Source organism: Psychroserpens mesophilus (assembly GCF_000826645.1).
Lineage (GTDB): Bacteria > Bacteroidota > Bacteroidia > Flavobacteriales > Flavobacteriaceae > Psychroserpens > Psychroserpens mesophilus.
On record NZ_JXJP01000020.1, the window covers coordinates 14,164 to 38,383 of the forward strand.

15 protein-coding genes are annotated in these 24,220 nt (G+C 34.7%); 3 read left to right on the forward strand and 12 right to left on the reverse strand.

Annotation, left to right across the window (positions count from 1 at the left end; genetic code table 11):
- Window positions 1-8 precede the first annotated feature (8 nt).
- The 8 genes from TD18_RS12765 to TD18_RS12800 all read right to left on the reverse strand — a co-directional run bounded on the left by TD18_RS12765 (window position 9) and on the right by TD18_RS12800 (window position 10,849).
- Window positions 9-1,412, reverse strand: coding sequence for a tetratricopeptide repeat protein (locus tag TD18_RS12765; RefSeq protein ID WP_040253277.1), 1,404 nt, complete (start codon window positions 1,410-1,412; stop codon window positions 9-11).
- A 153-nt stretch (window positions 1,413-1,565) separates the two neighbouring features.
- Entirely contained in the window at window positions 1,566-2,762 is a 1,197-nt protein-coding gene (locus TD18_RS12770; RefSeq protein ID WP_040253280.1) for an aspartate aminotransferase family protein, read from the reverse strand.
- On the reverse strand, window positions 2,762-4,555 hold the full coding sequence (locus tag TD18_RS12775; protein ID WP_040253282.1) for an OstA-like protein: 1,794 nt from the start codon (window positions 4,553-4,555) through the stop codon (window positions 2,762-2,764). Before TD18_RS12775 ends, TD18_RS12770 begins: the two co-directional genes overlap by 1 nt.
- A 140-nt stretch (window positions 4,556-4,695) precedes the next feature.
- Window positions 4,696-5,967, reverse strand: a complete 1,272-nt coding sequence (locus tag TD18_RS12780) for an adenylosuccinate synthase (protein WP_040253285.1) — start codon at window positions 5,965-5,967, stop codon at window positions 4,696-4,698.
- Window positions 5,968-5,975: 8 nt separating this feature from the next.
- On the reverse strand, window positions 5,976-6,431 hold the full coding sequence (locus TD18_RS12785) for a Fur family transcriptional regulator (RefSeq protein ID WP_040253287.1): 456 nt from the start codon (window positions 6,429-6,431) through the stop codon (window positions 5,976-5,978).
- A 24-nt stretch (window positions 6,432-6,455) separates the two neighbouring features.
- A complete protein-coding gene (locus TD18_RS12790; RefSeq protein ID WP_040253288.1) occupies window positions 6,456-8,660 on the reverse strand; it encodes a RelA/SpoT family protein in 2,205 nt (734 codons plus the stop codon).
- 52 nt (window positions 8,661-8,712) lie between these two features.
- Entirely contained in the window at window positions 8,713-9,945 is a 1,233-nt protein-coding gene (locus tag TD18_RS12795) for a M48 family metallopeptidase (protein ID WP_040253290.1), read from the reverse strand.
- A 103-nt stretch (window positions 9,946-10,048) separates the two neighbouring features.
- Complete coding sequence (locus tag TD18_RS12800) at window positions 10,049-10,849, reverse strand: TrmH family RNA methyltransferase (protein WP_040253293.1); 801 nt, start codon at window positions 10,847-10,849, stop codon at window positions 10,049-10,051.
- Between the two features lie 204 nt (window positions 10,850-11,053).
- Here TD18_RS12800 and TD18_RS12805 point away from each other — a divergent pair, with 204 nt between their 5' ends.
- Together TD18_RS12805 and TD18_RS12810 are read left to right on the forward strand one after the other, a co-directional pair.
- Entirely contained in the window at window positions 11,054-15,109 is a 4,056-nt protein-coding gene (locus TD18_RS12805) for a T9SS type A sorting domain-containing protein (RefSeq protein WP_040253296.1), read from the forward strand.
- Window positions 15,110-15,214: 105 nt separating this feature from the next.
- The gene (locus tag TD18_RS12810) at window positions 15,215-16,021 is read left to right on the forward strand and encodes a DUF6503 family protein (RefSeq protein ID WP_040253298.1); all 807 of its coding nucleotides are present in this window, start codon (window positions 15,215-15,217) and stop codon (window positions 16,019-16,021) included.
- 165 nt (window positions 16,022-16,186) lie between these two features.
- Here the strand turns inward: TD18_RS12810 and TD18_RS12815 are convergent, their stop codons facing one another.
- From TD18_RS12815 to TD18_RS12830, 4 genes are all read right to left on the reverse strand, one after another.
- On the reverse strand, window positions 16,187-17,203 hold the full coding sequence (locus tag TD18_RS12815) for a metallophosphoesterase (RefSeq protein WP_052461175.1): 1,017 nt from the start codon (window positions 17,201-17,203) through the stop codon (window positions 16,187-16,189).
- Between the two features lie 12 nt (window positions 17,204-17,215).
- Window positions 17,216-18,523, reverse strand: coding sequence for an amidohydrolase family protein (locus tag TD18_RS12820; protein WP_040253986.1), 1,308 nt, complete (start codon window positions 18,521-18,523; stop codon window positions 17,216-17,218).
- Between the two features lie 10 nt (window positions 18,524-18,533).
- Window positions 18,534-21,530 (reverse strand): amidohydrolase family protein, encoded by a 2,997-nt coding sequence (locus tag TD18_RS12825; RefSeq protein WP_040253300.1) that lies wholly within the window; start codon window positions 21,528-21,530, stop codon window positions 18,534-18,536.
- 79 nt (window positions 21,531-21,609) lie between these two features.
- A complete protein-coding gene (locus TD18_RS12830; RefSeq protein ID WP_040253302.1) occupies window positions 21,610-22,680 on the reverse strand; it encodes a DUF3810 domain-containing protein in 1,071 nt (356 codons plus the stop codon).
- Between the two features lie 51 nt (window positions 22,681-22,731).
- Between TD18_RS12830 and TD18_RS12835 the strand changes: the two genes are divergently transcribed.
- A complete protein-coding gene (locus TD18_RS12835) occupies window positions 22,732-24,195 on the forward strand; it encodes an aminoacyl-histidine dipeptidase (RefSeq protein ID WP_040253304.1) in 1,464 nt (487 codons plus the stop codon).
- Window positions 24,196-24,220: the final 25 nt, after the last annotated feature.

A 24,220-nucleotide genomic window follows, 5' to 3' on the forward strand; every position in this document is an offset into this window, starting at 1 on the left:
ACAGCGAATTACTTTTTTATTTGAGAAATTAGTTTCTGAACGGAAGGTTTTTGCAATACAATTGGAAACAATTCATCAAGAATAAAATTAAATTCATGATCTAACAACAGTGCGTTTTTTAGGTGATAATGACCTTTGCTGCTTTCGTGCATGGTAAAATGTAGTCCTGCTAAACGAAACTCTATTTCAGCTGTTTCCGGATAAAATTCTGCCGCTTGTATTAAGTTTAAAACAGAAGCTTCATATTCGCCTAAGGCAATAAGAATGTCTGTTCTTGATAACCAAGTTTGAAGCTCGTAATTTCCTAAATCTAAAGTTTTTTTGTAGCCACGTTCGGCCTCTTCCAAGAAATTTAAGCGATGATTTATTTGCGCATATAATTTCCAATAGATGACATTTTCACCATCAATATTAATAGCCTTATTGATATAGAATAAAGCCTTCTGGAAATTGTGTTTTTTATTGTAGAACTTCGTGATGGCAATCCATCCTTTATCTAATAATGGATCTTCATGCACTGTTTTGTAAAAATACTGAACTGCTAAATCATCTTGACCTAGTTTTTCGTGACAATGCCCAATTCTGAGCAATGCGAACGACGTTGGTTCATCTAAAGCTAAGGTGATTTTGTAGTTTTCAATAGCTTCGTTGTAAAGTTTTTTCTTTTCTAGAACCTTTCCTTTTTCGAGGTAAGCACCTACAAATTTGTCATCAGAGATAATTGCAAAATCAAAAGCAGCTAATGCTTTATCGTAATCTTTAATTGTAAAATATTGTCGACCCAACTGATGCCATGCCACTTCGCAATACGGATTTTTATCTAAATAAATATTTAGAAAGTCTATAGCTTCCTGGTTTTGATCTAGAAAATCATAGCAATAAATGATGTTGTACAAAGCCGAATAATCTTCAAGATCGATATCAAGGCATTTAGTAAAATAATCTCTTGCATTTTCAAATTGATCCAGAAATAAGTATTCCATACCAATTAGCGCAAACAAATCGGTTAAACCTTCATCATCTTGATTGAGGGTTAAAGCAATTTTTAAAGTGTCTATGGCTTTTTCATGTAAATCCTGCTTTGAGAATACACTGGCTTTTTGAATATAGATTTCTTCATTAGACGGTTCTACAATATGGATTTCATTTAAAATCTCATCAGCTTCAGTAAACTTGTTTTCCATGATGTAGATTTCTGTCAAGAACAATTTTAAATTCACAGAAGTTGGATGCTGTTCTAAGCCAAGTTTGATCGCTTTTTTTGCTAAAGCGATTTTGCCACTTTCAAGATAGTGATGGATGATGTTTTCAAATTCGCTTGAATCAAAGAACAAAACATGATTGGTTTTGAGCATGGATTCAAAGCGGGTAAGCGAAAAATTGTTGTTGTCGTCAGGTTGACTAAACTCCATAAGCAAATTTGGATTAATCGTTATTTAAAATTACTCTTATCAGTTCAAAAACATCATTTTTAGTGCCAATCTTTTCAACAAAGTAATTAACAGTTGGAGTTTTGTTTTAGATAAAATGTGTTTTAATATTGGTAATCAAATAATTACATGTGATTACAAAAGTTTGTTCTTGGAGAGAATATCGTCTAAAATTTGAGTTATAATCAGGCAACCTTTTACTATTTCTTCATTTGAAATGGTTAATGGAGGTGTAATTCTGATTGCTTTTGGCTCAAAAAGTAGCCAAAATAAAACCAAGCCTAGGTCTTTTGATCTTAAAACAACTTCATTTGTGATTTCTGATGAAGGCGTCATTGCAGCTAACATTAATCCGCGACCACGAATTTCAGAAATGAGCGGATGATTTAAATGTTTACGGAATACTTGTTCCTTTTCAAGAGCTTGAACCATCAAATCAGATGTAGTGATTTCTTTAACTGTTGCCAAAGCTGCAGCAGCGATTACAGGATGACCACCAAAGGTTGTAATATGGCCTAATTTTGGATTATCCTGTAGTAAATCCATCATCGCTTTTGAAGCTGTAAATGCACCAATCGGCATTCCGCCTCCAAGACCTTTTCCAGTCACTAAAATATCTGGAATACAATTAAAATGCTCAAAACCGAAAAGTTTACCAGTTCTTCCGAATCCTGGTTGTATTTCATCTAAAATAAGTAGCGCTCCAACCTCATTACAACGTTCTCTGACATGCTTTAAATAGTTGTTTTTCGGCTCAATAAAACCAGCTCCACCTTGAATAGTTTCTAAAATTACAGCAGCCGTTTTAGTTGTAATATACGACAAATCATCTGCACTATTAAAGCGAATGAATCTTACATCGGGAATTAAAGGTCTAAAGGCATTTTTGCGTTCTTCAAAACCCATTACGCTCATTGATCCCATCGTGTTACCATGATAGGCATGATGTGCTGCAATAATTTCACTTCTTCCAGTTACACGTCTTGCAAGTTTTAAAGCACCTTCAATAGCTTCTGTACCAGAATTTGTGAGGTATGTGGTTTCCAATGGTTTTGGTAAGTGTTTAGCAAGTAGTTTAGCTAAATCTACAGCTGGCTCTTGAATATATTCGCCATAAACCATAACATGCAAATATTTGTCCAGTTGATCTTTTATAGCATTAATAACCTTAGGATGCTTATGCCCTAGACTACACGCTGAGACACCAGCAACAAAATCTAAATACGCTTTATTATCGGTATCGTAGATGTAGGAACCTTCGGCATGCGAAATTGACATTGCCAAAGGATGAGGAGTCGTTTGTGCTTGATATTTAAAAAAATCATCACGCATTAGTTTCCTTTATTAATAAGCGGTTTAGGTAAATTTTGATTTTTTACAGCATCTCTTTTTTTCTTGACCTCTTTAACAGATTCTGGCAAGTTTCTAGAGGCTTTATTCACGTCATCTTTATCCTTTTCTCTGGCTGTGTCTATACGATCAAATAAGGCTTCATCAAAAAATTCTTCCTCAGGAATATATTCATCCAGGCCTTTAATAACTGGAAGTTCTAGAGGAGGATCATCGCTAAATAAATCCTCAACACTGTTTGGACGTTCTTCTTCACGCCAATCAAAACCTCTAAATTTTCGTGCGTTTTCGGGAAAACGAGATTCAGGATAAATTTCACCATCTACTTGATTGATTAGTGTGACTATTTTATAACCTTCATCGAATTTCATGTTGATTTTACCAGATTTCGATTTATTGATACCTATAAGCGAATCTTCATCATTTCTTGAATAAAAAATGATTTCTGCATTTTTGATAATGTCGATGTTATACAATTCATTATTTTCAAATAAACCAATGAGTCGCTGACCTTTGATTTGATTGAAGCCACCTCCAATCGTATCTTTACTTATTAAAAACGCATTATTAAACACCTTTAAAGAATCGAGTTCCTCTTTTTCAACATTAGAAATGAGATGAATTGAATCTCCAGTCATTTGATTCCCTAGATTCCACATAATAGGCCTTCTTTTGATACTATAAGCATCACCTGATGAAAACCGATCTAAATTGATAAGTTGTGTTAACCCCGTTTTATGATCTGCATGAATGGAATCTGCTTTTCCACTCATATCACTCTTGTACATTTTGGCATTGTAAAAAGCTCGTGTGATACGATGTTCAGGTTGTCCTGTAATCATTAATGTATCGGCATGAATATAGACAGAATCTTTCTCCTGAACTGTAATCGCTAAAGCACGTTTGGTAATAAAAACAGAATCTTGAGCTCTGAATACTTCCGCATAATGCCCTTTGATGATACTTTTGTTGATGGTATCGGTTACTACTATATTATTGGTGGCAGATGCGAAACTTCGATTTCTGTCAAAATATAAGCTGTCACCAACAACTTCTCTATTATTATAATTGATTTTTGAGTTTTTAATGAAATAACCTGTGTCATTATTCGTATTGTAAAAACCACGTTCACAATATATTTTACTAGAATCACCAACTATGGTTGATGGTCCATACATATAAGAATGACCAGTTTCAGAATAAAAATCGAGTTGATTGGTATTGAGCGTATATTCAGGATTTACCAAAACGACATCTTTGAGAAACCTGTATTTACTCGAATCCATATAATAGCGACCAACCTGACTTGTAATGGTTCCTGAAGAATCTCTGACTACCTTTCCCTTAGTCCTGTAATACGCTTCTTGTTTAGTTCTGTCAAAGTATAGCGTATCTGTTGTTAAAACAGATTGAGGTTCGGTAAGTACCACATCGCCTGCAGCAAAAGCCATTTTAGTAATGCCACTATATTCGACATACTTCGACGTCATGTTTATAGTGTCACCTTGCTTCAAAACCACATCACTAAAGGCTTCAATAAAATCTTCATCCTGATAGTAAATGGCTTTATCGCACCACATATCAATACCCTCGTGAACCACATGTATTTGCGCCTGATCACTTCTTACAAACGTGGTTATGTTATCACCTTTAAGTGAATCTTTTACCGTAAAGCCAGAATATTCAATTCTGATTTTTTTTGGTTGCTGCGAATAGGAGAGCAGTGTTGAAAAACAACAGGAAAATAAAAGGATGTATCTGAAAACTAGATTCAAGGTATTATGTTTTGCTCCAAAAATAACTATTATCCCTATGGAATAGTATGCCTTAACAGATTTTTAATAGTGAAATAAAATCCATTGATTATTAAGATTCTTCATTTTGCACTTCGACTGCGCTCAGTGTGACACTAAGATTATCTATTGATTGTTTGTGTTCTATCTGGTCCTACGGAAACAATTGTAATAGGAATTTCTAATTCTTTTTCAAGAAATTCGATGTACTCATTAAGTTCTATTGGAAATTGAGACACCTCTCTCATTTTGGTTAGATCTTCTTTCCAGCCTTTGAATTCAGTATAAATTGGTGTTACATTTTCAGGCTCTATGTTAAAAGGCAAATGCGTAATAGTTTCTCCTTTGTATTTATAGGCGGTACACACTTTTAATGTTTTAAAACCAGAAAGCACGTCACCTTTCATCATGCTTAATTGTGTCACACCATTGACCTCACATGCATATTTAAGAGCCACCAAATCTAACCAGCCACAACGACGAGGTCGTCCAGTAACTGCGCCAAATTCATGACCAATTCGCGCCATTTCGGCACCAGTTTTATCAAATAATTCAGTTGGAAATGGTCCTGAGCCAACACGAGTTGTGTATGCTTTAAAGATTCCGAAAACTTCTCCAATTCTATTTGGAGCCACGCCTAAACCAGTGCAAGCTCCTGAGGCTGTGGTGTTTGATGAGGTTACAAACGGATATGTTCCGAAGTCGATATCTAATAAAGAACCTTGAGCGCCTTCAGCTAAAATAGATTTTCCGGTTTTTAACGCCTGATTTAAATAGTGTTCACTATCTATAAATTGCAATGCTTTTAAACGTTCAACCGCAGCAAAGAATTCATCTTCCATTTCTTTTAGATCGTATTGAATATCTACGTTATAGAATCCAATCATGGCTTCATGCTTATTTGCTAAAGCTCTGTATTTTTCTTTCCAGTTCTCTAATTCAAGATCTCCAATTCTAATGCCGTTACGACCAGTTTTGTCCATGTATGTCGGACCAATACCTTTAAGTGTTGAACCAATTTTAGCCTTACCTTTAGCTGTTTCGGAAGCAGCATCAAGCAAACGATGTGTTGGTAAAATAACGTGAGCTTTTCTTGAAATGATTAACTTAGATTTATAATCTAAATTAAACTGATCTAAACCATCTAATTCCTGTACAAAAACAACAGGATCAATAACAACACCATTACCAATGACATTAATTGAATCTTTATGAAAAATACCTGAAGGAATTGTTCGTAATACATGTTTAATACCATCAAATTCTAAAGTGTGACCTGCATTAGGACCACCTTGAAAACGCGCAATAATATTGTATTTGGAAGTGAGTACATCAACAATTTTTCCTTTGCCTTCGTCTCCCCATTGTAATCCTAGTAGTAAATCTACTGCCATTGTATAATCTAATTAGTTGGTTTGTTCTTTGTTCCGTAAAAGTAGAGTGAATGATTAGAAATTGAAATATCAAAAACTTCCTCAATGGTCTTTTTTATAGACTGTATTCGAGGATCGCAAAATTCGATAACTTCACCTGTATCAGTTAGAATCACATGGTCGTGTTGCTTATCGAAATATGACTTTTCATAATGTGCTTGATTTTGGCCAAACTGATGTTTACGAACCAATGCACATTCCAGAAGAATTTCAATGGTATTATAAAGTGTAGCACGACTTACACGATAGTTCTTGTTTTTCATTTTGATATATAAAGATTCAATATCAAAATGCTCTTCGCTATCATAAATTTCTTGAAGTATAGCGTAGCGCTCAGGTGTTTTTCTGTGGCCTTTTTCTTCTAGAAATTTTGTAAAAACGTTCTTTACAATGTCTTGATTACTCTGTTCTGTACTTGTACTCATAATTTGTGTTGCGAATTTACGCAATTATACTCTTGTCACCTTATCTATTCCATTAATTTTTTTAAGGTTATCCATAAGTTTTTTCAACATTGTATTGTTAGTAACTACCACATTTATCTTTCCAGAAAAGATACCACCATCAGTATCAAAACTGATGCTTTTCATATTGACATGCATGTTTGAAGAAATTTCTTTAGTAATATTATTTACCAAGCCTAAATTGTCAATTCCTGATAAAGTGATTTGAGCTGAAAATTCCTGCTGAGATGAATCTATCCATTTGGCCTGCATAATGCGATAGGCGTAATTAGATTGCAAGCTTAAGGCATTCGGGCAGTTTTTTTTATGAACTTTTATACCTTCGTTAATGGTGAGAAATCCAAACACGGGATCACCAGGAATAGGGTTGCAACATGTTGACAGCTTATAGTCGAGCTTTTCTTCTTCTTTACCAAAAACAAGCATATCATATTTGGCAGTAATTTCATCTTTATCAAGGTCTGGAGCAACAGATGGCTTACGAATTTTACTTTTAATGTAAGTCATAAACATATTGCTACGGGAAGCTGCGTATTCCTTGAGCATTTTGTTGTCTATTGTACCAATACCAACTCTGTAAAATAGATCGAGACTAGTTTTTAGTTTGAAGTGATTTACCATTTCGTTAATCGACTTCTCATCCAGACTAATTTTAAGTTGTTTAAGTTTCCGTCTTAAGATCTCTTTTCCATCTTCAGCTACTTCCTTCTTTTCATCTTTTAAAGACGATTTGATTTTGCTGCGAGCTCTAGCTGTAGTGGCATAATCAAGCCAGTTGCTGTTGGGTTTTATGTTTTCCGAAGTTAAAATCTCTACCTGATCACCACTATTGAGTTCATGGCTTAAAGGCACTAATTTACCATTGACCTTCGCGCCACGAGTTTTCATGCCAACTTGAGTATGTACGCTAAATGCAAAATCTAAAGGTGTAGCTCCTTTTGGTAAGGACTTTAAATCACCATTAGGAGTAAACACATAAATCTCTTTGGCATAGAGGTTAAGTTTAAATTGCTCAACAAAATCGACGGCATTTGTTTCATTGCTTTCAAGCGCTTCTTGTAATTTGTCAATCCATGTGTCTAAGGCATCTTCGGCATTACCTTGTTTATATTTGTAGTGTGCAGCGTAACCTTTTTCGGCAATTTCATTCATTCGCTCACTACGAATTTGCACTTCTACCCAACGTCCTTTCGGACCCATTACTGTGATGTGTAAAGCTTCATAACCGGTAGATTTTGGCGATGAAATCCAGTCACGCAAGCGAATTGGATTGGGTGTAAAATGGTCTGTGACGATGGAATAGATTTTCCAAGCGATAAATTTTTCGTTACCTAGATCGGATTTGTATATAATTCTAACGGCAAACTTGTCGTACACCTCTTCGAAGGAGACCCCTTGTTTAACCATTTTTCGTCTTATGGAATAAATAGATTTTGGACGACCTTTGATTTCATAGTTTAGGCCTTCGCTATCTAAGGAATCGACAATGACTTTAGAAAACTCCTTGATGTATTTATCCTGTTCTTCTTTACTCTCCTGAATTTTTTCAAGAATATCATGATACACTTCAGGTTCGGTATATTTTAATCCTAAGTCTTCGAGTTCAGTTTTAATATTATAAAGCCCAATTCTATGCGCTAGAGGTGCGTAGATGTAAAGGGTTTCAGAAGCTATTTTTTCCTGTTTATCTGGTCGCATCGAATCCATAGTTTGCATGTTATGGAGTCGGTCTGCGATTTTAATAATAATTACTCGCACGTCATCATTTAGTGTGAGTAACATCTTTCGGAAGTTCTCTGCTTGCGTCGAAACGTCTTTATCCTTATTTAGAGATGAAATTTTTGTAAGTCCGTCAACAATACGAGCAATCGTTTCACCAAACATGCGTTCGATGTCAGCGAGTTTATAATCTGGATTATCTTCTACTACATCATGAAGTAGTGCCGCAGCAATACAGGTCGCATCTAATCCTATCTCACTGGCTACAATTCTGGCAACAGCAATAGGATGAAAAATATAGGCTTCACCAGATTTCCGACGTTGATCTTTATGCGCATCAACAGCTACCTCAAACGCCTGACGAATTAATTTTTTGTCAGTGGTTGAAAGTGTCTGGTAGCTCACTTTAAGAAGGTCTTTGTAAGCTTTTGCAATCTCTGCATTTTCCTTTTCGATGTCTACTTCTGCCATAAAACTAAAGTAGCAATAAGAAATGTAATGTGCAATGTGTTAGAGTAATTTATTATTTCCTCAAATTTTTAATACGCTCCAAAAGTGTAGGATGTGAATAATGCATCCAAACATACGATGGATGAGGTGTTAAATTACTCAAACTGTTTTTAGATAATTTTTTAAGCGATGTAATTAAAGGTTCAGCTTTATACGTTGTCTTTGCGTAGTCGTCAGCCTGATATTCAAATTGTCTTGACATATAGTTCATGGCTAATCCTATAAGTTCTGAAATTGGAGAATACAACATTCCGAAGGCAATTAAACCGACATGAAAACTTGGAATTTTAACACCTAGCGCATTTGATAACAACGGATTAGAAATAAACACAGATAAAACAAACAGCATAATTCCTGTTAGCAGAATAGAGGTAGCCAAATTGAAAATGATGTGATTTCGTTTGTAATGACCAACTTCATGAGCCAGAACAGCAACGATTTCTTCTTCCTCTAAATCATTAATCAGTGTGTCATATAATGTAATTCGTTTTTCACTTCCGAAGCCTGAAAAATAGGCATTGGCTTTAGTGCTTCGTTTAGAACCATCGATTACAAAAATATGCTTTAAGCTGAAGCCAACCGATTGCGCATACTCTGAAATCTGCTCGCGTAAGGTGCCATCTTCTAAAGGTGTTTGTTTATTAAATAATGGAACGATAAGTCTGGCATAAAATAAGTTCATAAAAATGGTAAATACCGTTATAATTGCCCAAGCATAGAGCCAGAACTGTTCCTGTGTTTGCTGGTAAAACCAAATGATTAAAGCTAAAATGCCACCACCTACAAGAGCCATCATGAGCAATCCTTTTAGTTTATCAATAATGAAGGTTTTAATTGTGGTCTTATTGAAACCAAATTGCTCTTCAATAACAAAAGTTTTATATATTGAAAAAGGTGTCGAAATGATATCACTTCCAAGCATAATTATCCCGAAGAAGATTAGCGCTATAACAATCGGATTTTCACTGTAGCTTCTGGCGATATTATCGACAAATTCAAAACCATCAAAGAATAAAAAAGCGAGTGTCAATATAAATGAAAAGGTAGAACTCAAAATCCCGAACGTATAATTCGTTTTTTTATAAGCTTGTGATTTGTTGTAATCAGCTGCATCATACACATCGCTAAGTTCAACTGGAATGGCATCATTATAATGTTTGGCATTAAGTGCATTAAGTACTTTATCGATAATAAAATTAATAACGATGATACTTATAATGGTATAAAATAGGATCTCTGAGTTCATTTGATGTTTTTCGATTGCAAATATAAGTCTTCATGTCATACTGAGCACAGTCGAAGTGTTTATTATGGTATAATCTTTATTGCTGTTTAAACGGGTTATTATTTTATTTAAAATGTCGCTGTCTTTTTGCTTCGAAAATAAGAATTCCTGCAGCAACAGAAACGTTCATGCTATCAATTTTACCTTGCATTGGAATTATGATATTTTGAGTTGAGGCTTGAAGCCATTCGCTGGTTAATCCGTCAGCTTCTGTTCCTACAACAATTGCAGTAGGTTTGGTGTAATCTTGGGTGTGGTATGATTTTGAAGCTTGCAATGCAGCGCAATACATCTGGATATTATTTTTAGTAAGAAACTCTATAATTTCTGATGTAGAAGCCATCGCGATTTGATTAGTAAAGACACAACCAACACTAGAACGAATAATGTTTGGATTGTATAAATCGGTTTTAGCATTTGCAATAATCACTGCATCAACATGAGCGGCATCTGCAGTTCGAAGTAAGGCACCAATATTACCTGGTTTTTCTGGAGCCTCTGCTACTAAAATTAAAGGATTTTTTTGTTCAAATTGTAGCATGTCTAACGTATGAGATTTACTTTTTACAACTGCTATAATGCCTTCAGTTGTATCTCTGTAAGCTAACTTTTGAAAGACCTCTTTTGAAATTTGTATGGTGTCAAATTGCTGTGTTGTAAATTTGTTTAGTTCTTTTTCTGAAAGAAGCTCGGGATAGAATAATAGTTTTTCAATGTGATAACCACCATTTAAGGCTAACGACAACTCGCGCTGACCTTCGATTATAAATAGACCTGTTTTTTTACGTTCACGCGATTTTTCTCTTAAAACAAGAATTTGTTTTACCAATGTATTTTGAGTACTGGTAATTTCTTTATATTGCATTTGATAATATATTCAGTATATTTGAATACCCACAAATTTACACTTTTCTAGTGCAATTGCAATGTGATTCGCTTATTTGAATTTCCGATATTTTAGAACTAAAGGTAGGGAATCAAGGAACTTACTTGTTATAGTATTGACATCAATTGATTTAGCTTAAGGAGTTAATTTCAGAGTCAAAATAACTAATCAAACTCTTTATTTATGAAAGTAAAATTACTACTTCCGCTTATTGCCCTGTTTTTTTCAATCTCTATTTTTTCTCAAGACATGCCAAATACACCAATTGATATCGAGGTGTGTGATGCAGATGGCGATGGTACTGCAGAATTTGACTTGCATTCGAATGATGCAGTAATTCTGGCAGGACTCAATAATCCTGAGGAATATATTGTAAGCTATCATTTAAATGGCTCTGATGCTGCCAGTGGGATTAATCCGTTAAGCTCGCCATATACTAATGTTACAAATCCGCAAGATATAAGAACCAGGACTGTTCATTCTAGTGGAGGAACGGTATATATATCCCAATTCTTTTTAAGAATTAGTGAATTGCCAGTTCCTAGTTTACAGGATGTTTATGAAATCTGTGATGGGTCTAATTTAATTGTGGAAACAGGATTAACAGATCAAGGGTTGCTTTTTTCTTGGTATTTAGACGGTATTTATTTACAAAATGAAACGTTTCCTTATTTATCTGTGACTCAAACCGGGTTTTATCAATTAGAAATTTCTACAATTGATGGTTGTTCTTCTTTTTATGATTTTCAAGTGACCTCAGGCACATTTGAAAACCTGGTAACCCCTTCGGCTCAAGTGGTTTGTGATGATGATGGAGATGGTTTTAGTTCCTTTAATTTGTGGGATGCAATTAATGAAATTGGTTTAGCATTAGGAATACCAACTCAAATGACCATACATGAAACACTGGCAGATGCCGAAACTGGTGTAAACGCAGTAAATCCTGTATATAACAATATAGTGCCTTTCACTCAAACTTTGTATGTAAATGTATCCACTGTAAATACAGATTGCTTTGGTATTACAACTATAGATCTTATTGTAGATACCGATTGTGTGTCTGCATCATCTGTAGAGGTTGTCGTATGTGGAGATGATCCCAATATTCCAGTAGATTACGATTTAACGTTGCAAGAAAGCAATATGGTAAACGGTCAAAATACATCAGACTTTTCATTTGCGTATTATCTCACTCAGGCAAATGCCGATAATCAGACAAATCCTTTAGTGGATCCTATGTCATATTCCGTTAGTGGTAATTCTTCAACAGTATTCGTACGTATTGAAGATAACCAATCTGGTAATTTCACTATTGTTCAAATATTCGTGAACTTTAGTTTAAATCCGCAAGTCGATTTTAATGGTCCTTATTCAATATGCAGTGGTAACGAAGTTTTACTTGTGCCGTTTATTAATAACGATATTGGTGCTTACAATTATGTTTGGAATACAGGAGAAACCAATCCAGAACTAATAGTTTTTACAGGTGGCACTTATACCGTAACGGTTACTGATTTAATTTCAGGATGTAGCACTACGGCCAGTGTTGATGTGCTAGAAGGGAGTGATGCTCCAGCACTTGCAGATGTGGTTGATTTATTTAGTTGTGTGCCAAACTCATTTTTTGATTTAACAACTACGTTACCTGAGATTTTAAACGGACAAGATCCTAGTTTATTCAATATCAGCTTTTTTGATAATGCTAATTCGGCATTTTCAAATACCAATGCCATATTTGATCCTACTAATTTTATTGCATTAGAGGCCATTGAAACCATTTTTGTGAGAGTTCAAAATAGTGATGACGCTTGTTTTTCAATTATTGACTTTAATATCATTACTGAAAACAGTTGTGTTATTCCATTCGATTGTGCAGAAGGACCAGTAAATGTAAACTTTTGTTATGTAAGTAGTCAAGTGACTGAATATTATTACGAAAGCACAGATAACTCACAGTTACAAGTCTTTTTTAACGCAGGACAGATTGAAGTTAATTATGATGAATTGGTTGTTTTAGATTCAGATGGTGTGACTAACTTAAATCCTACTGAAACAACTTACGGTAATAATGGTGATCTCACTGGTTTAAGTTTTACATCTTCTGGAAATAGCATACGCATCGCTATTAATGCTGATGATAGCATATCCTGTTTTAATCAAAACTATACACCCATTGATTTTGATGTAAGTTGTGTCGATCCTAATGCACTTCCTGGTTGTAATACAAGTTTAGTGCAACCTTTGGATGAAGCCGTAAATGTTGAAGAATTTACAGATTTAATATGGACAGCTTCTTCAGGAATCGTAAATGGCTATAAACTTTCGCTAGGCTTAACTTCTGGAGGAACTGAAGTATTAAATGCTGTTGACGTCGGAAATGTTTTAAGTTATGATTTAGACACTTTAGATTATGAAGTGACTTATTATGTAAACATTACACCATATAACGATAATGGAGATGCAGAAAATTGTGAGGAATTTAGCTTTACAACTAGAGCAAATCCTAATCAAGTTGTTGTGTGTCAAGATGGAGCAGTGAATACCATGTATTGTTATGAAAATAATGATACATCAGAATTTAGTTTTGAAAGTTCAGACGGGTCACCATTGACCTTAATTTTTAATGCTGGAGCAACAGAATCAAATTTTGATGAAATTTATATTGTTGATTCTGATGGTTCAATTCTGAACCCTAATTTACTCTATGGAAATGGAGGTGATTTTTCTGGATTGATTTATACATCTACAGGAAGTACAATTACAGTCCGATTTGATACAGATGGAACAATTAACTGTGCTGGAGGCAATTCATGTTGTACAGAACAATTTGATTTTGATGTCTTCTGCGCGTCTTCAGTTGGATTTATTCAAGTGAATGCTTTTTTTGATGCCAATGCGAATAGTATTTACGATACTAACGAATTTAGTTTTTCTAACGGCTACTTTACCTATGAGGTTAATGGAGATGGTATGATTAATACAGTGAATTCTTCTACAGGACATTTTCAGATTATAAGTGGTAACGAAACCGATGTATATGACATTACGTTTAATTTATATGATGAGTCTGAAGCTTGTTACGATATAACAACCGCTAGTTTTGATAATATTTCAGTTGCTACGGGAAATACGGTTACCTTAGATTTTCCAGTAGTTGAAGAACAAAGTTGTGAAGATCTAGCTGTGTATTTAGTTAACTACTGGACACCACCTAGACCAGGTTTTTCACATGATAATTTCTTGGTATTAGAAAACTTAGGGTTTACAACAATTTCTTCAGGGACAGTGGAATATACAACAGATCCTCAACTAATCTACAATGGTGTAACCAATGTTAACCCTAATTATACTATTACAACAACAGCAACAGGTTTTACAGTTGATTTTGTAAATCTACAGCCAGGTGATGTAGAATATATTGATATCTCATTAACCTGTCCTGTCACTGTAGAATTAGGAGATATCGTGACAAATACTGCAACCTATATAACAGATTCCAACGATTTGGTAGCGAGTAATAATTTTTCTACAATTTCTGAAGTAGTCGTAGGTTCATGGGATCCAAACGATAAGATGGAAGCTCGTGGTCCTCGAGTGGTATATGACGATTTTGTAGTATCAGATCAATGGCTCTATTACACCATTCGATTCCAAAATTTAGGAACATTTCCAGCGACGTTTGTACGAATAGAAGATGAGTTAGATATTCAATTAGATGAAACATCATTCCAGATGTTACGATCTAGTCATGATTATGTGGTTACAAGAACTGAAAACAGTTTAGAATGGTATTTTGAAGATATCAACTTACCTGCTGAACAAGATGACGCTGAAGGAAGCAACGGATTTGTTTACTTTAGAATTCAACCAAAACCAGGTTATGCTTTAGGAGATGTCATTCCAAATACAGCTGCCATTTATTTCGATTTTAATGCACCTGTTATTACAAATCGTTTTGAAACACAGTTTGTAGATGATGCCCTTTCAGTAGCTGATTTTGATTTCAACGGATTCAATATGTATCCAAATCCTGCAACAGATGTCTTAACTATTAAGTTAAATAATATCTCATCTGCTAATCTTAGCATTTATAATATTCAAGGAAAATTAATTAAAGAACGTACTATTTCTAATGAGCAAAACCTTGAGTTAAGTGTTTCAGATTTACAAAGCGGAATGTACTTTGTGAAACTGAATACAGCGACTAAAGAAATGGTTAAAAAGTTAATCATTGAATAAGAAAGATTGAAAGTAGCTATGAAAGCCTCATACAATGCTGTGAGGCTTTTTTTGTAATCAATTTTCAATATCTTCGTCTTAGTAGACAACCAATCTAAAAATTACATGAAATTCAAAAGCATAATCGTAATTATAGCAGTAATCCTATTATCTTGTAAAAATGATAAATCTTCTGAAGGTGTTGAATCTTCAATTGATTATTCTGAAACAGAATTAGATGTCACAACCAGCACGTATCCAGAATCCATTTCTAAAGTGTTTGATGCTCACGGAGGATTAGATACTTGGAAAGCGATGCAAACCTTGAAATTCAAAATGGCTAAAGACGCTGGTGATGAGGTGACACTTACAGATTTGCATAATAGGAAGTCTCTAATTACAATGCCAAAACATACTATGGGTTTTGATGGCGAAAAGGTTTGGTTACAAAAAAAGGATACAACAAGCTATAAAGGGAATCCGAAGTTTTACTACAATTTGATGTTTTACTTCTATGCTATGCCATTTATTCTGGCTGATGATGGCATAATCTATGAAGATGTAAAGCCTTTGGAATTTGAAGGAAAAAGCTATCCTGGAATTAAAATTGCATATGAAAGTGGCGTAGGAGAATCTCCTGAAGACGAGTATATTTTATATTATGATTCTGAAACTCATAAGATGGCGTGGTTAGCGTATACAGTAACTTTCTTCTCAAAAGAAAAAGGGAAAGAATTTCATTTTATAAAATATAGTGATTGGCAGAACGTTGCAGGCTTACAACTGCCCAAAACACTAACCTGGTACAATTATGAGAATAATTTACCAACAACAAAGCGCAATGATTTGGAATTTTCTGAAGTGACACTCACTAAAATGAAGATGAATTCTGAAGTATTCAGCAAACCTGAAGATGCTGAGGTTATAGAATAAAAATGGTTTCTTTAACTCTATATTTTACGTCATGCTGAACGTGTTTCAGCATCTCACTATTATAAATTTTATAGGTGCTAATTTGGCTTAAGTTCAGATAAACAAACACATCATCCTTAACTAAAAGCGTCGTAATTATTTAATTACGACGCTTTGTGTTTAATGCTATTCAAAGTCTTTTCGGGTGCCATCTTTCAAGCCTCTGGAATACGTGCCGTTTTCAATAAATAATACTTCGCCATATTCTCCCTTTTTGATACTAGAATCTACACCGAAAATTTTTCCGTTATAAACACGAATAATTTCATCAAAGGAGCAATGCCCAACGACAATATGTTCAGAATTGGTTTTTGATAACACATCATCAATAGCATCATGTTCTAAGTCGTCTGTAAAATAACCTCTATACCAAATCGGACCAGTTTTACCATAGTAATTAGTATAGAAATCTGTAGATTTTAATTCCGTTTTACTAATATCAATGGAAGCTCTCATCGTAGCATTAATAACTTCAATATCGAAACTTATTTTAGATAAAAACTCCTGAGAAATGCCACCATGTACAAAAACATGGTTGTTAATTCTTAAAATTGTAGGCTTTGAACGTAGCCAACGCCCTAAAACGGTATTATTATCGTACAATTCGTCATAGTCTAAGCCAAGTAATTTGCCAGCTTCCAGATAACGTTCATGAACATATCTCAGGTCTTTTTTCAAGACCATATATTCATGATTTCCGAGTAAAAAATGTAAATGACCTCCTTTGTCTTTCGCCTGTTGTTCAAGTTTGTATATAAGCCAGAGCATTTCATTTACTTTAGGACCTCTATCAAAAATATCGCCTACAATCACAAAATGACCATCACCAAAACTCCAATTCAAATCCTGGTCTATAATGCTATTGTTTATTAAGATTTCAATAGCCAAATCGTACTGACCATGAATATCACTCAATACAGCCATTTTTTCCACACCAGAGAAAGAAGAAGCTTCAGGAACGAACGTTTTCGGAAAAGCTGTACGCTTCAATTTTTTTGTAATCACCTTTCCATCGACAATGCTTTTTTGAACGAGTTTATTGTTCTCTATAAACACATAAGGTCCATCGTTTAATGCCTGACTAAAACCTGTAAAGCCAATTAAAGCAACGAGAAGTTTTAATACAATGTTTTTAGCTTTCAACACTTGAATGAATTAATTTTGCTGTTCAAATTTTTCAGAATAACGTTTCCATAGTTCTGTTTGGTGCGTTTCTAAGCTAATAAGTCGGCCGTCGATAAATGCATGTGAAATGATGTTAGTTCGCATATCTAAGGCATCACCTTCACTAATAAATAGTGTTGCACTTTTACCTTCTTCTAAAGAACCATAATTTGCATCAATACCTAAAATTTTAGCCGTATTTAAAGTGATAAGCTGCAAGGCTTGTTCTTTTGATAATCCGTGAGCAACTGTAGTTCCTGCGTAAAAAGGTAAATTACGTGCATTCATACGTTCCATTTGTCCGCTACCTTCAAGTGCAACAACAACACCTTTATCTACTAATAGTTTTGCCATTTTAAAGGGTAAATCATAATCATCATCCGTTTGTCCAGGTCTGGAATGTACACGTTGCAATAACACAGAAATATTATGTTGTTTTAGTAAATCTGCAACTTTATAGGCATCATAACCTCCAACGATGGTCATATTTTTCACTCCGTTTTCTTGAGTAAAATTGACAGCATCAATAATGCCTTTCTCATCATCGACATGAATGTAAAGTTTTTTTGAACCATCAAAAAGTCCTTCTGTAGCTTCATAAGGTAGATTAAGTGTTTGATTTGTCCCTTTGGCATACGCTTTGGTTGCATTAAAGAAATCTGTTATTTCCTTAACTTGTTTTTCGTAATTTTTATTTGGTTTCATACCAGAATCTTCACCCAACCACCAGCGACCTCTACTAAAGCTGCTAGGCCAGTTTAAATGAATACCATCATCTTCTTTTACAACGGCATCTTCCCAGTTCCAGGCATCTAATTGTACGATGGAAGACGTTCCAGAAAGTCGTCCACCACGAGGCGTAATCTGAGCCAAAAGCACACCATTTGGTCGCATAGATTCTACGACTTTAGATTCAGTATTATAAGCAATTAAACTTCTAATATGTGGATTCCATGAGCCCAATTCTGAATCGTCATCAGTAGCACGAACAGCGTCAATTTCCACCAGTCCCAAAGTTGTATTCGGAATAATAAAACCTGGATACACATGCTTTCCTGTCGCATCTATAACATCCATATCTGTTAATTTCATTTTTACAATTCTAGAATCAACGACATTAAGTAATTTTCCATCCTTTATAATAATGATACTATTTTCAATAATCTCTCCATTTCCCAAATGGGCTGTGGCTCCTTTGATAGCAAAAGTGCCAATCTGTTTTTTTGCAGGTGTTTGTTGTGCATTTGAAAAGCCAAATGTTAGTAACAACAATACGATATATATAGTTTTGTTTTTCATCTTCTTTAGTTTAATGTGATTCATGATCGATGTAATCGCAATGCATTTGATCTTTCTCTTTCTTTTTAATAGGTTGCGTTTTTAACCCTTTATTTTTTGCCAAAAGCATCTCATTAATGAGTTCTGCTTTTTCTTTTTTAATCTGAGAACGCATCATTTCATCACGTTTGATATCGAAGTAAGTCACACCTTCAATAATGGTTTTTTCTGCTTTAGCATAAATTGAAAGTGGATGATCAGACCACAATACCAAATCGGCATCTTTTCCAACTTTAATACTTCCTACTTTATCGTCGATATGAAGTAATTTTGCCGGATTTAAAGTGACAAACTTCCAAGCGTCTTCCTCTGAAATTCCACCATATTTAACAGATTTTGCAGCTTCCTGATTCAAACGACGTGACATTTCACCATCATCACTATTGATAGCAACGACAACTCCTGCATTGTGCATGATAGCAGCATTGTAAGGAATAGCATCATTTACTTCATATTTATAAGCCCACCAGTCACTAAATGTTGAACCTCCAACGCCATGTTCAACCATTTTATCAGCAACTTTATAGCCTTCAAGAATGTGCGTAAATGTGTTGATGTTAAAGTTGAATTGTTCTGCAACTTTCATTAGCATATTAATTTCACTTTGTACATACGAATGGCAAGAAATAAAACGCTCTTTATTCAGGATTTCTGAAAGCACTTCCATTTCAATATCTTTTCGGTAAGGTTTTCCGCTTTTCTTTAAAGCATCATAAGCTTTTGCTCTACTGAAATAATCGATGTACAATTGTTCAACACCCATTCTAGTTTGTGGAAAACGTTCAAAACTAGACCAGTTGGATTGCTTCACATTTTCTCCTAAAGCGAATTTGATAAACTTCGGACTGTCCTTGAATATTAAATCCTGAGCATCTTCTCCCCATTTTAATTTAATAATTGCTGAACGTCCACCAATTGGGTTTGCTGAACCATGTAAAATTTGAATGGTTGTAACACCACCTGCAAGATTTCGGTAGATATCAATGTCTTCATCATCAATTACATCTTCAATACTAACTTCAGCTGAAGAGTTCTGACCACCTTCATTAATTGAAGCTGCAGCAATATGAGAATGCTCATCAATAACGCCAGATGTTAAGTGCTTACCTGTGGCATCAATAACTGTAGCACTAGAATCTGAAAGGTTTTTTCCTATTTTGACAATCTTTCCGTTTTTGACTAAAACATCTGTTTGCTCTAAAATGCCTTCCGATTCATTCGTCCAGACCGTTGCATTTTTGAATAATAAGGTTTCCTGTTTTGGTAACTCTTTGAAGCCGTAAGCCATATTAGGATAGGTTACAGGAATGACTTTTTTAACCTTTATGTCATCATCTTCATCATCGTCTTTTTCTTGATCATCATCCGTTTTGTCTGTTGATTTGGAACCTAACTTCTTAGCGTAAAAGGTCATTTCATTTCCATTAGGAAACAACGCTTTTCCATTTAAATTATTTCCTTGAGAAACATTAGCGACTAACCTCACAAACTCTTGTGTTGTAGAGTCTTTGGTTGTCATAGCTATAGATAACCAATCATCATCATAACTCACTTTAGAACCACGTTTCTTATCGTCACTTGTAATTTCTGAACTTAATTTGCTCAACTCACCTTTTAAGGTCATTTTGTAAGATTCTCCAGCTAAATTAAATTCGTAGTCTCCTCTAATATCTTTAGAATTCATATCGTTTACAACTGTTTGCGTTCCTTGAACCCAATTTTCGTAAACTTTAGTTTTCTTGTCAAATATATCTCCAGAGGTAATTAAAAAATTAGCATAAGCTCCTTTGTTGAGATTTCCAATTTCTGAAGACTTTCCTAATAATTTTGCAGGAGTAGTGGTAAGCGCTTCTAAGGCTTTTTCTTTAGATAAGCCATACTCAATAGCTTTCATAAGTTTTGCTTTGAACTCTTTAGGCGATTTTAAATCGTGTGTTGTAAATGCAAAAGTAATATTGTTATCAGCTAGTACTTTTGGGTTTGAAGGTTCTTGATTCCAAGCTCGCATGTCGCTTAAGGCTAGTGATTGTGATAAATATACATTCTCCACATCGTAAGCATCTTGAAAATCTACAGGAAGAATAAAAGCCGCATTCGTAGCTTTTACTTCATTGATTCGTTCGTATTCGTCGCCACCTCCAAGAATAATGTATTGAATTCCAAACTGGTCGCCAACTTTATCTGCTCTCAATGCATTTGCTCTGCTTCCTGCATCGAAGATTTGAACTAAATTTTTGTTTTGATTTAAGGCTTCAATGGATAAATCTTTAGTACTACTATTGCCTTTGGCATACCATTCAGCATCTAAATATAATTGTCTCAGTAATGCCATACTTCCCATAATAGAACCAGGATACGACTGACGAGAAGTTACACTTTTACTAAATGAAAAATATTGTCCAGAGTTTTGCTCCAGAATGGTCATATCGTTGCCACCTTCAGTATTTAGAGCGACAAGTGTTCCTGTTCCTCTAACAATTCCGTCCTGGATATGTGTGTTTACAACACCAAAACCAGCTTCAAGTAATTCTTTGGCTTTTTTACTGTCAAAGCTAAATTTTGAAATGGCATGGTTTTCAGGCATTACATGATCGTTCCAGTAATATCCTGTTCTGGTCGGATTGTATTGCGGACTTCTACCACCTCCACTTTCTCGTTTTGGTTTTTCAACGCCAAAATCGGAAAAAATATCAATGAAAGAAGGGTATATACTTTTACCCTCAATATTCACGATAGTTGTATTTTTTGGAATGGTCACTTGTGAGCCTGATGCCACAACTTTACCATCTTTAATTAGAAGTGTTCCGTTGTCAATAATCTGACTTGGAGTGATGTAAATTTTAGCATTTGTGAATGCTGTGTAATTGGAGTTTGTGGTTTTGACACCATCATTTTTTGGAAAATACTCTTGTGCCAGTAGCGAGAAGCTGCATAAAAACAGCAAGAGTCTTAGAGGAATTCTTAACATATATAATTGTTGCTTATTAATTTGTTCTAAAGATAAAAATTAAAGACAAAGGTCAGTTGTAAATTTTAGTACTTTAACGTTATTCTAACGGATGTGATTTATGATAATTCACGAGTAAAGCAACTACGTAACTGTAACTTTCCATACCATCAGATTGATTGTTTGCTTTTAGGAAATTGTTATAAGTCTCCTTAAATAATGGTTCGGTAATATTTTCATAACCATCCCAAAAATCTCTGACTTCCTGATAATTTTTTAAAACACCTTTATTTAATTTTAAAAAAAAAGTTTCATACATGTCTGGATCCCTTCTGTAAATTTCATTTAAACAATGTCTCAATGCAAAGGCATGACCTGAATATTGAAAATAGATGTTCGGATGGTTCATTGCAGCCATGCTGCCAATAAAATTTGCTTCATTTTCAGCAGCATAACCTAATTGATGGGCAACTTCATGACTGCCTGTTGTTGGGAATTTATAAGAAGGTATCAAACCGTCAACCTGAGCTTCATTGGTAAACGGATTTAAATAGCCTGAAAATCCCATATACGTTAACGGCAAACTGTAAATCGATTTTTTAATGCTTCGTGGATGATATTCCAGATAGGGAAATGTTTTAGACAGTTGATCGTAACCATCAGGTATCATTTTTAATAACTCCGACTTAGAGAACGGCATCTCAACTTTTACAGAATCGTTTTCAGTAATGCTTAAATGAATGTCATTCACTTTTAATATTATTTGGTCTGTAAGTGTGATTAACTCTTCGGTTGTATAATCTTTATCAATGTTTAAAGATTCATGAAGTGGTAAGCGATAATAGTTAAAAGCCCATAACATATGAAAGGCAAAATACCCAATTGATATGGCAGAAAGTACATCGAGACACCAATGTTTTGTGTCTTTTGTAATCCGTTTTCGATTAATTATTAGCCATCTAATAACATACAAGCCTAAAAGTGTATAGAGCAAATCACCAACTGAAACAGGCAACCATCCAAAGACATATCGCATACCTCTTGAAATGTAGATGTAAAGACCATGACTGTAAACAGATTCAACAAAAGCAGGATAATTGGCCAATACCTTCAGCAATAAAATCTGAGGAATGATAGAGAAGGCTATGAGACTTTTTTTGTAGTTCTGCATGACTCAAAAATACTAAAAAGATGTACCTTTGCGAAACTTAAAATAAATATCATGAGCGCAGAAATAAGAGCCCTAGAACCAAATGCACTTTGGAATAAATTCGCAGATTTAAACGCCGTACCACGACCTTCAAAAAAAGAAGCACGTGTGATTCAATTTATGAAGGATTTTGGAACTGGTTTAGGTTTAGAAACTATAGAAGATGAAGTAGGAAACGTTATCATTAAAAAACCTGCAACGTCGGGAATGGAAGACAGAAAAACCATTGTCATGCAATCGCATTTAGATATGGTACACCAAAAAAATAATGATACAGATTTCGATTTTGATACGCAAGGTATTGCAATGTATGTGGATGGTGACTGGGTAAGAGCTAAAGGGACAACTTTAGGAGCAGATAATGGATTGGGAGTCGCGACCATTATGGCCATTTTAGAAAGTACAGATATTGAACATCCAGCAATTGAAGCTTTATTTACAATCGATGAAGAAACCGGAATGACTGGAGCAATGGGTTTAAAAGGAGGGATTTTATCAGGAGATATTTTATTAAATCTGGATACCGAAGAAGATGATGAAATTGGAGTTGGTTGTGCAGGAGGTGTTGATGTGACTGCAATACGAACCTATGATCAAGAAGAAACACCTGAATTTAAAATTGGATATAAGATTTCTGTCAAAGGTCTTCAAGGAGGTCATTCAGGGATGCAAATTCACGAAGGTTTAGGGAATGCTAATAAAATGATGAATCGTTTATTATTTGACGGTTTTGAAAACTTCGGATTGCGTATTTCTGAAATTGATGGTGGAAGTTTACGAAATGCAATTCCGAGAGAAAGTAATGCTATTGTCGCTATTGATGCCATTCATGAAGAAGCTTTTGTTTCAGAAATGAACGATTTGGCAAACGAAATAAAGGTGGAATACAAAACCATGGAACCTGATTTAGTGATTGTAATTTCTAAAGTTGAAACGCCAAAACAGATTATGGATTTAGGTGTTCAGGAAGGGTTAACCAGAGCGTTATATGCAGCTTTAAATGGTGTGTACAGAATGAGTCCTGATATTCCAGGTTTAGTTGAAACCTCTAATAACATTGCTCGAGTTTTAGTTAAAGATGGACATATTAAAATTGGATGTTTAACACGTAGTTCAGTTGAGAGTGCTAAATGGGATTTGGCCAATGGCTTAAGAGCAACCTTTGAGTTAACAGGTTGTGAAGTTGAGTTTAGTGGTGATTATCCAGGATGGAAACCTAATATGGATTCTGATATCTTAAAAGTGATGGTGCCTATATATAAAGAATTGAATAATGGCGAAGAACCTCACGTTGCGGCTTGTCACGCAGGTTTAGAATGTGGAATACTAGGAACGAATTATCCTGATATGGACATGATTAGTTTTGGACCAAACATTAAAGGTGCACATTCACCAGATGAACGTGCTCAAATTTCATCAGCACAGAAATACTGGAAGTTTGTTTTAGAAATATTAAAACGTATTCCGAAGAAATAGAACGCCGTTTTGTTTATAAAAAAAG

Bases quoted from the DNA above. Each gene is read 5' to 3' on its own strand.
- TD18_RS12765 (WP_040253277.1), bottom strand. From the start codon at position 1,412: ATGGAGTTTAGTCAACCTGACGACAACAACAATTTTTCGCTTACCCGC.
- TD18_RS12770 (WP_040253280.1), bottom strand. From the start codon at position 2,762: ATGCGTGATGATTTTTTTAAATATCAAGCACAAACGACTCCTCATCCT.
- TD18_RS12780 (WP_040253285.1), bottom strand. From the start codon at position 5,967: ATGGCAGTAGATTTACTACTAGGATTACAATGGGGAGACGAAGGCAAA.
- TD18_RS12785 (WP_040253287.1), bottom strand. From the start codon at position 6,431: ATGAGTACAAGTACAGAACAGAGTAATCAAGACATTGTAAAGAACGTT.
- TD18_RS12790 (WP_040253288.1), bottom strand. From the start codon at position 8,660: ATGGCAGAAGTAGACATCGAAAAGGAAAATGCAGAGATTGCAAAAGCT.
- TD18_RS12795 (WP_040253290.1), bottom strand. From the start codon at position 9,945: ATGAACTCAGAGATCCTATTTTATACCATTATAAGTATCATCGTTATT.
- TD18_RS12800 (WP_040253293.1), bottom strand. From the start codon at position 10,849: ATGCAATATAAAGAAATTACCAGTACTCAAAATACATTGGTAAAACAA.
- TD18_RS12805 (WP_040253296.1), top strand. From the start codon at position 11,054: ATGAAAGTAAAATTACTACTTCCGCTTATTGCCCTGTTTTTTTCAATC.
- TD18_RS12810 (WP_040253298.1), top strand. From the start codon at position 15,215: ATGAAATTCAAAAGCATAATCGTAATTATAGCAGTAATCCTATTATCT.
- TD18_RS12820 (WP_040253986.1), bottom strand. From the start codon at position 18,523: ATGAAAAACAAAACTATATATATCGTATTGTTGTTACTAACATTTGGC.
- TD18_RS12825 (WP_040253300.1), bottom strand. From the start codon at position 21,530: ATGTTAAGAATTCCTCTAAGACTCTTGCTGTTTTTATGCAGCTTCTCG.
- TD18_RS12830 (WP_040253302.1), bottom strand. From the start codon at position 22,680: ATGCAGAACTACAAAAAAAGTCTCATAGCCTTCTCTATCATTCCTCAG.
- TD18_RS12835 (WP_040253304.1), top strand. From the start codon at position 22,732: ATGAGCGCAGAAATAAGAGCCCTAGAACCAAATGCACTTTGGAATAAA.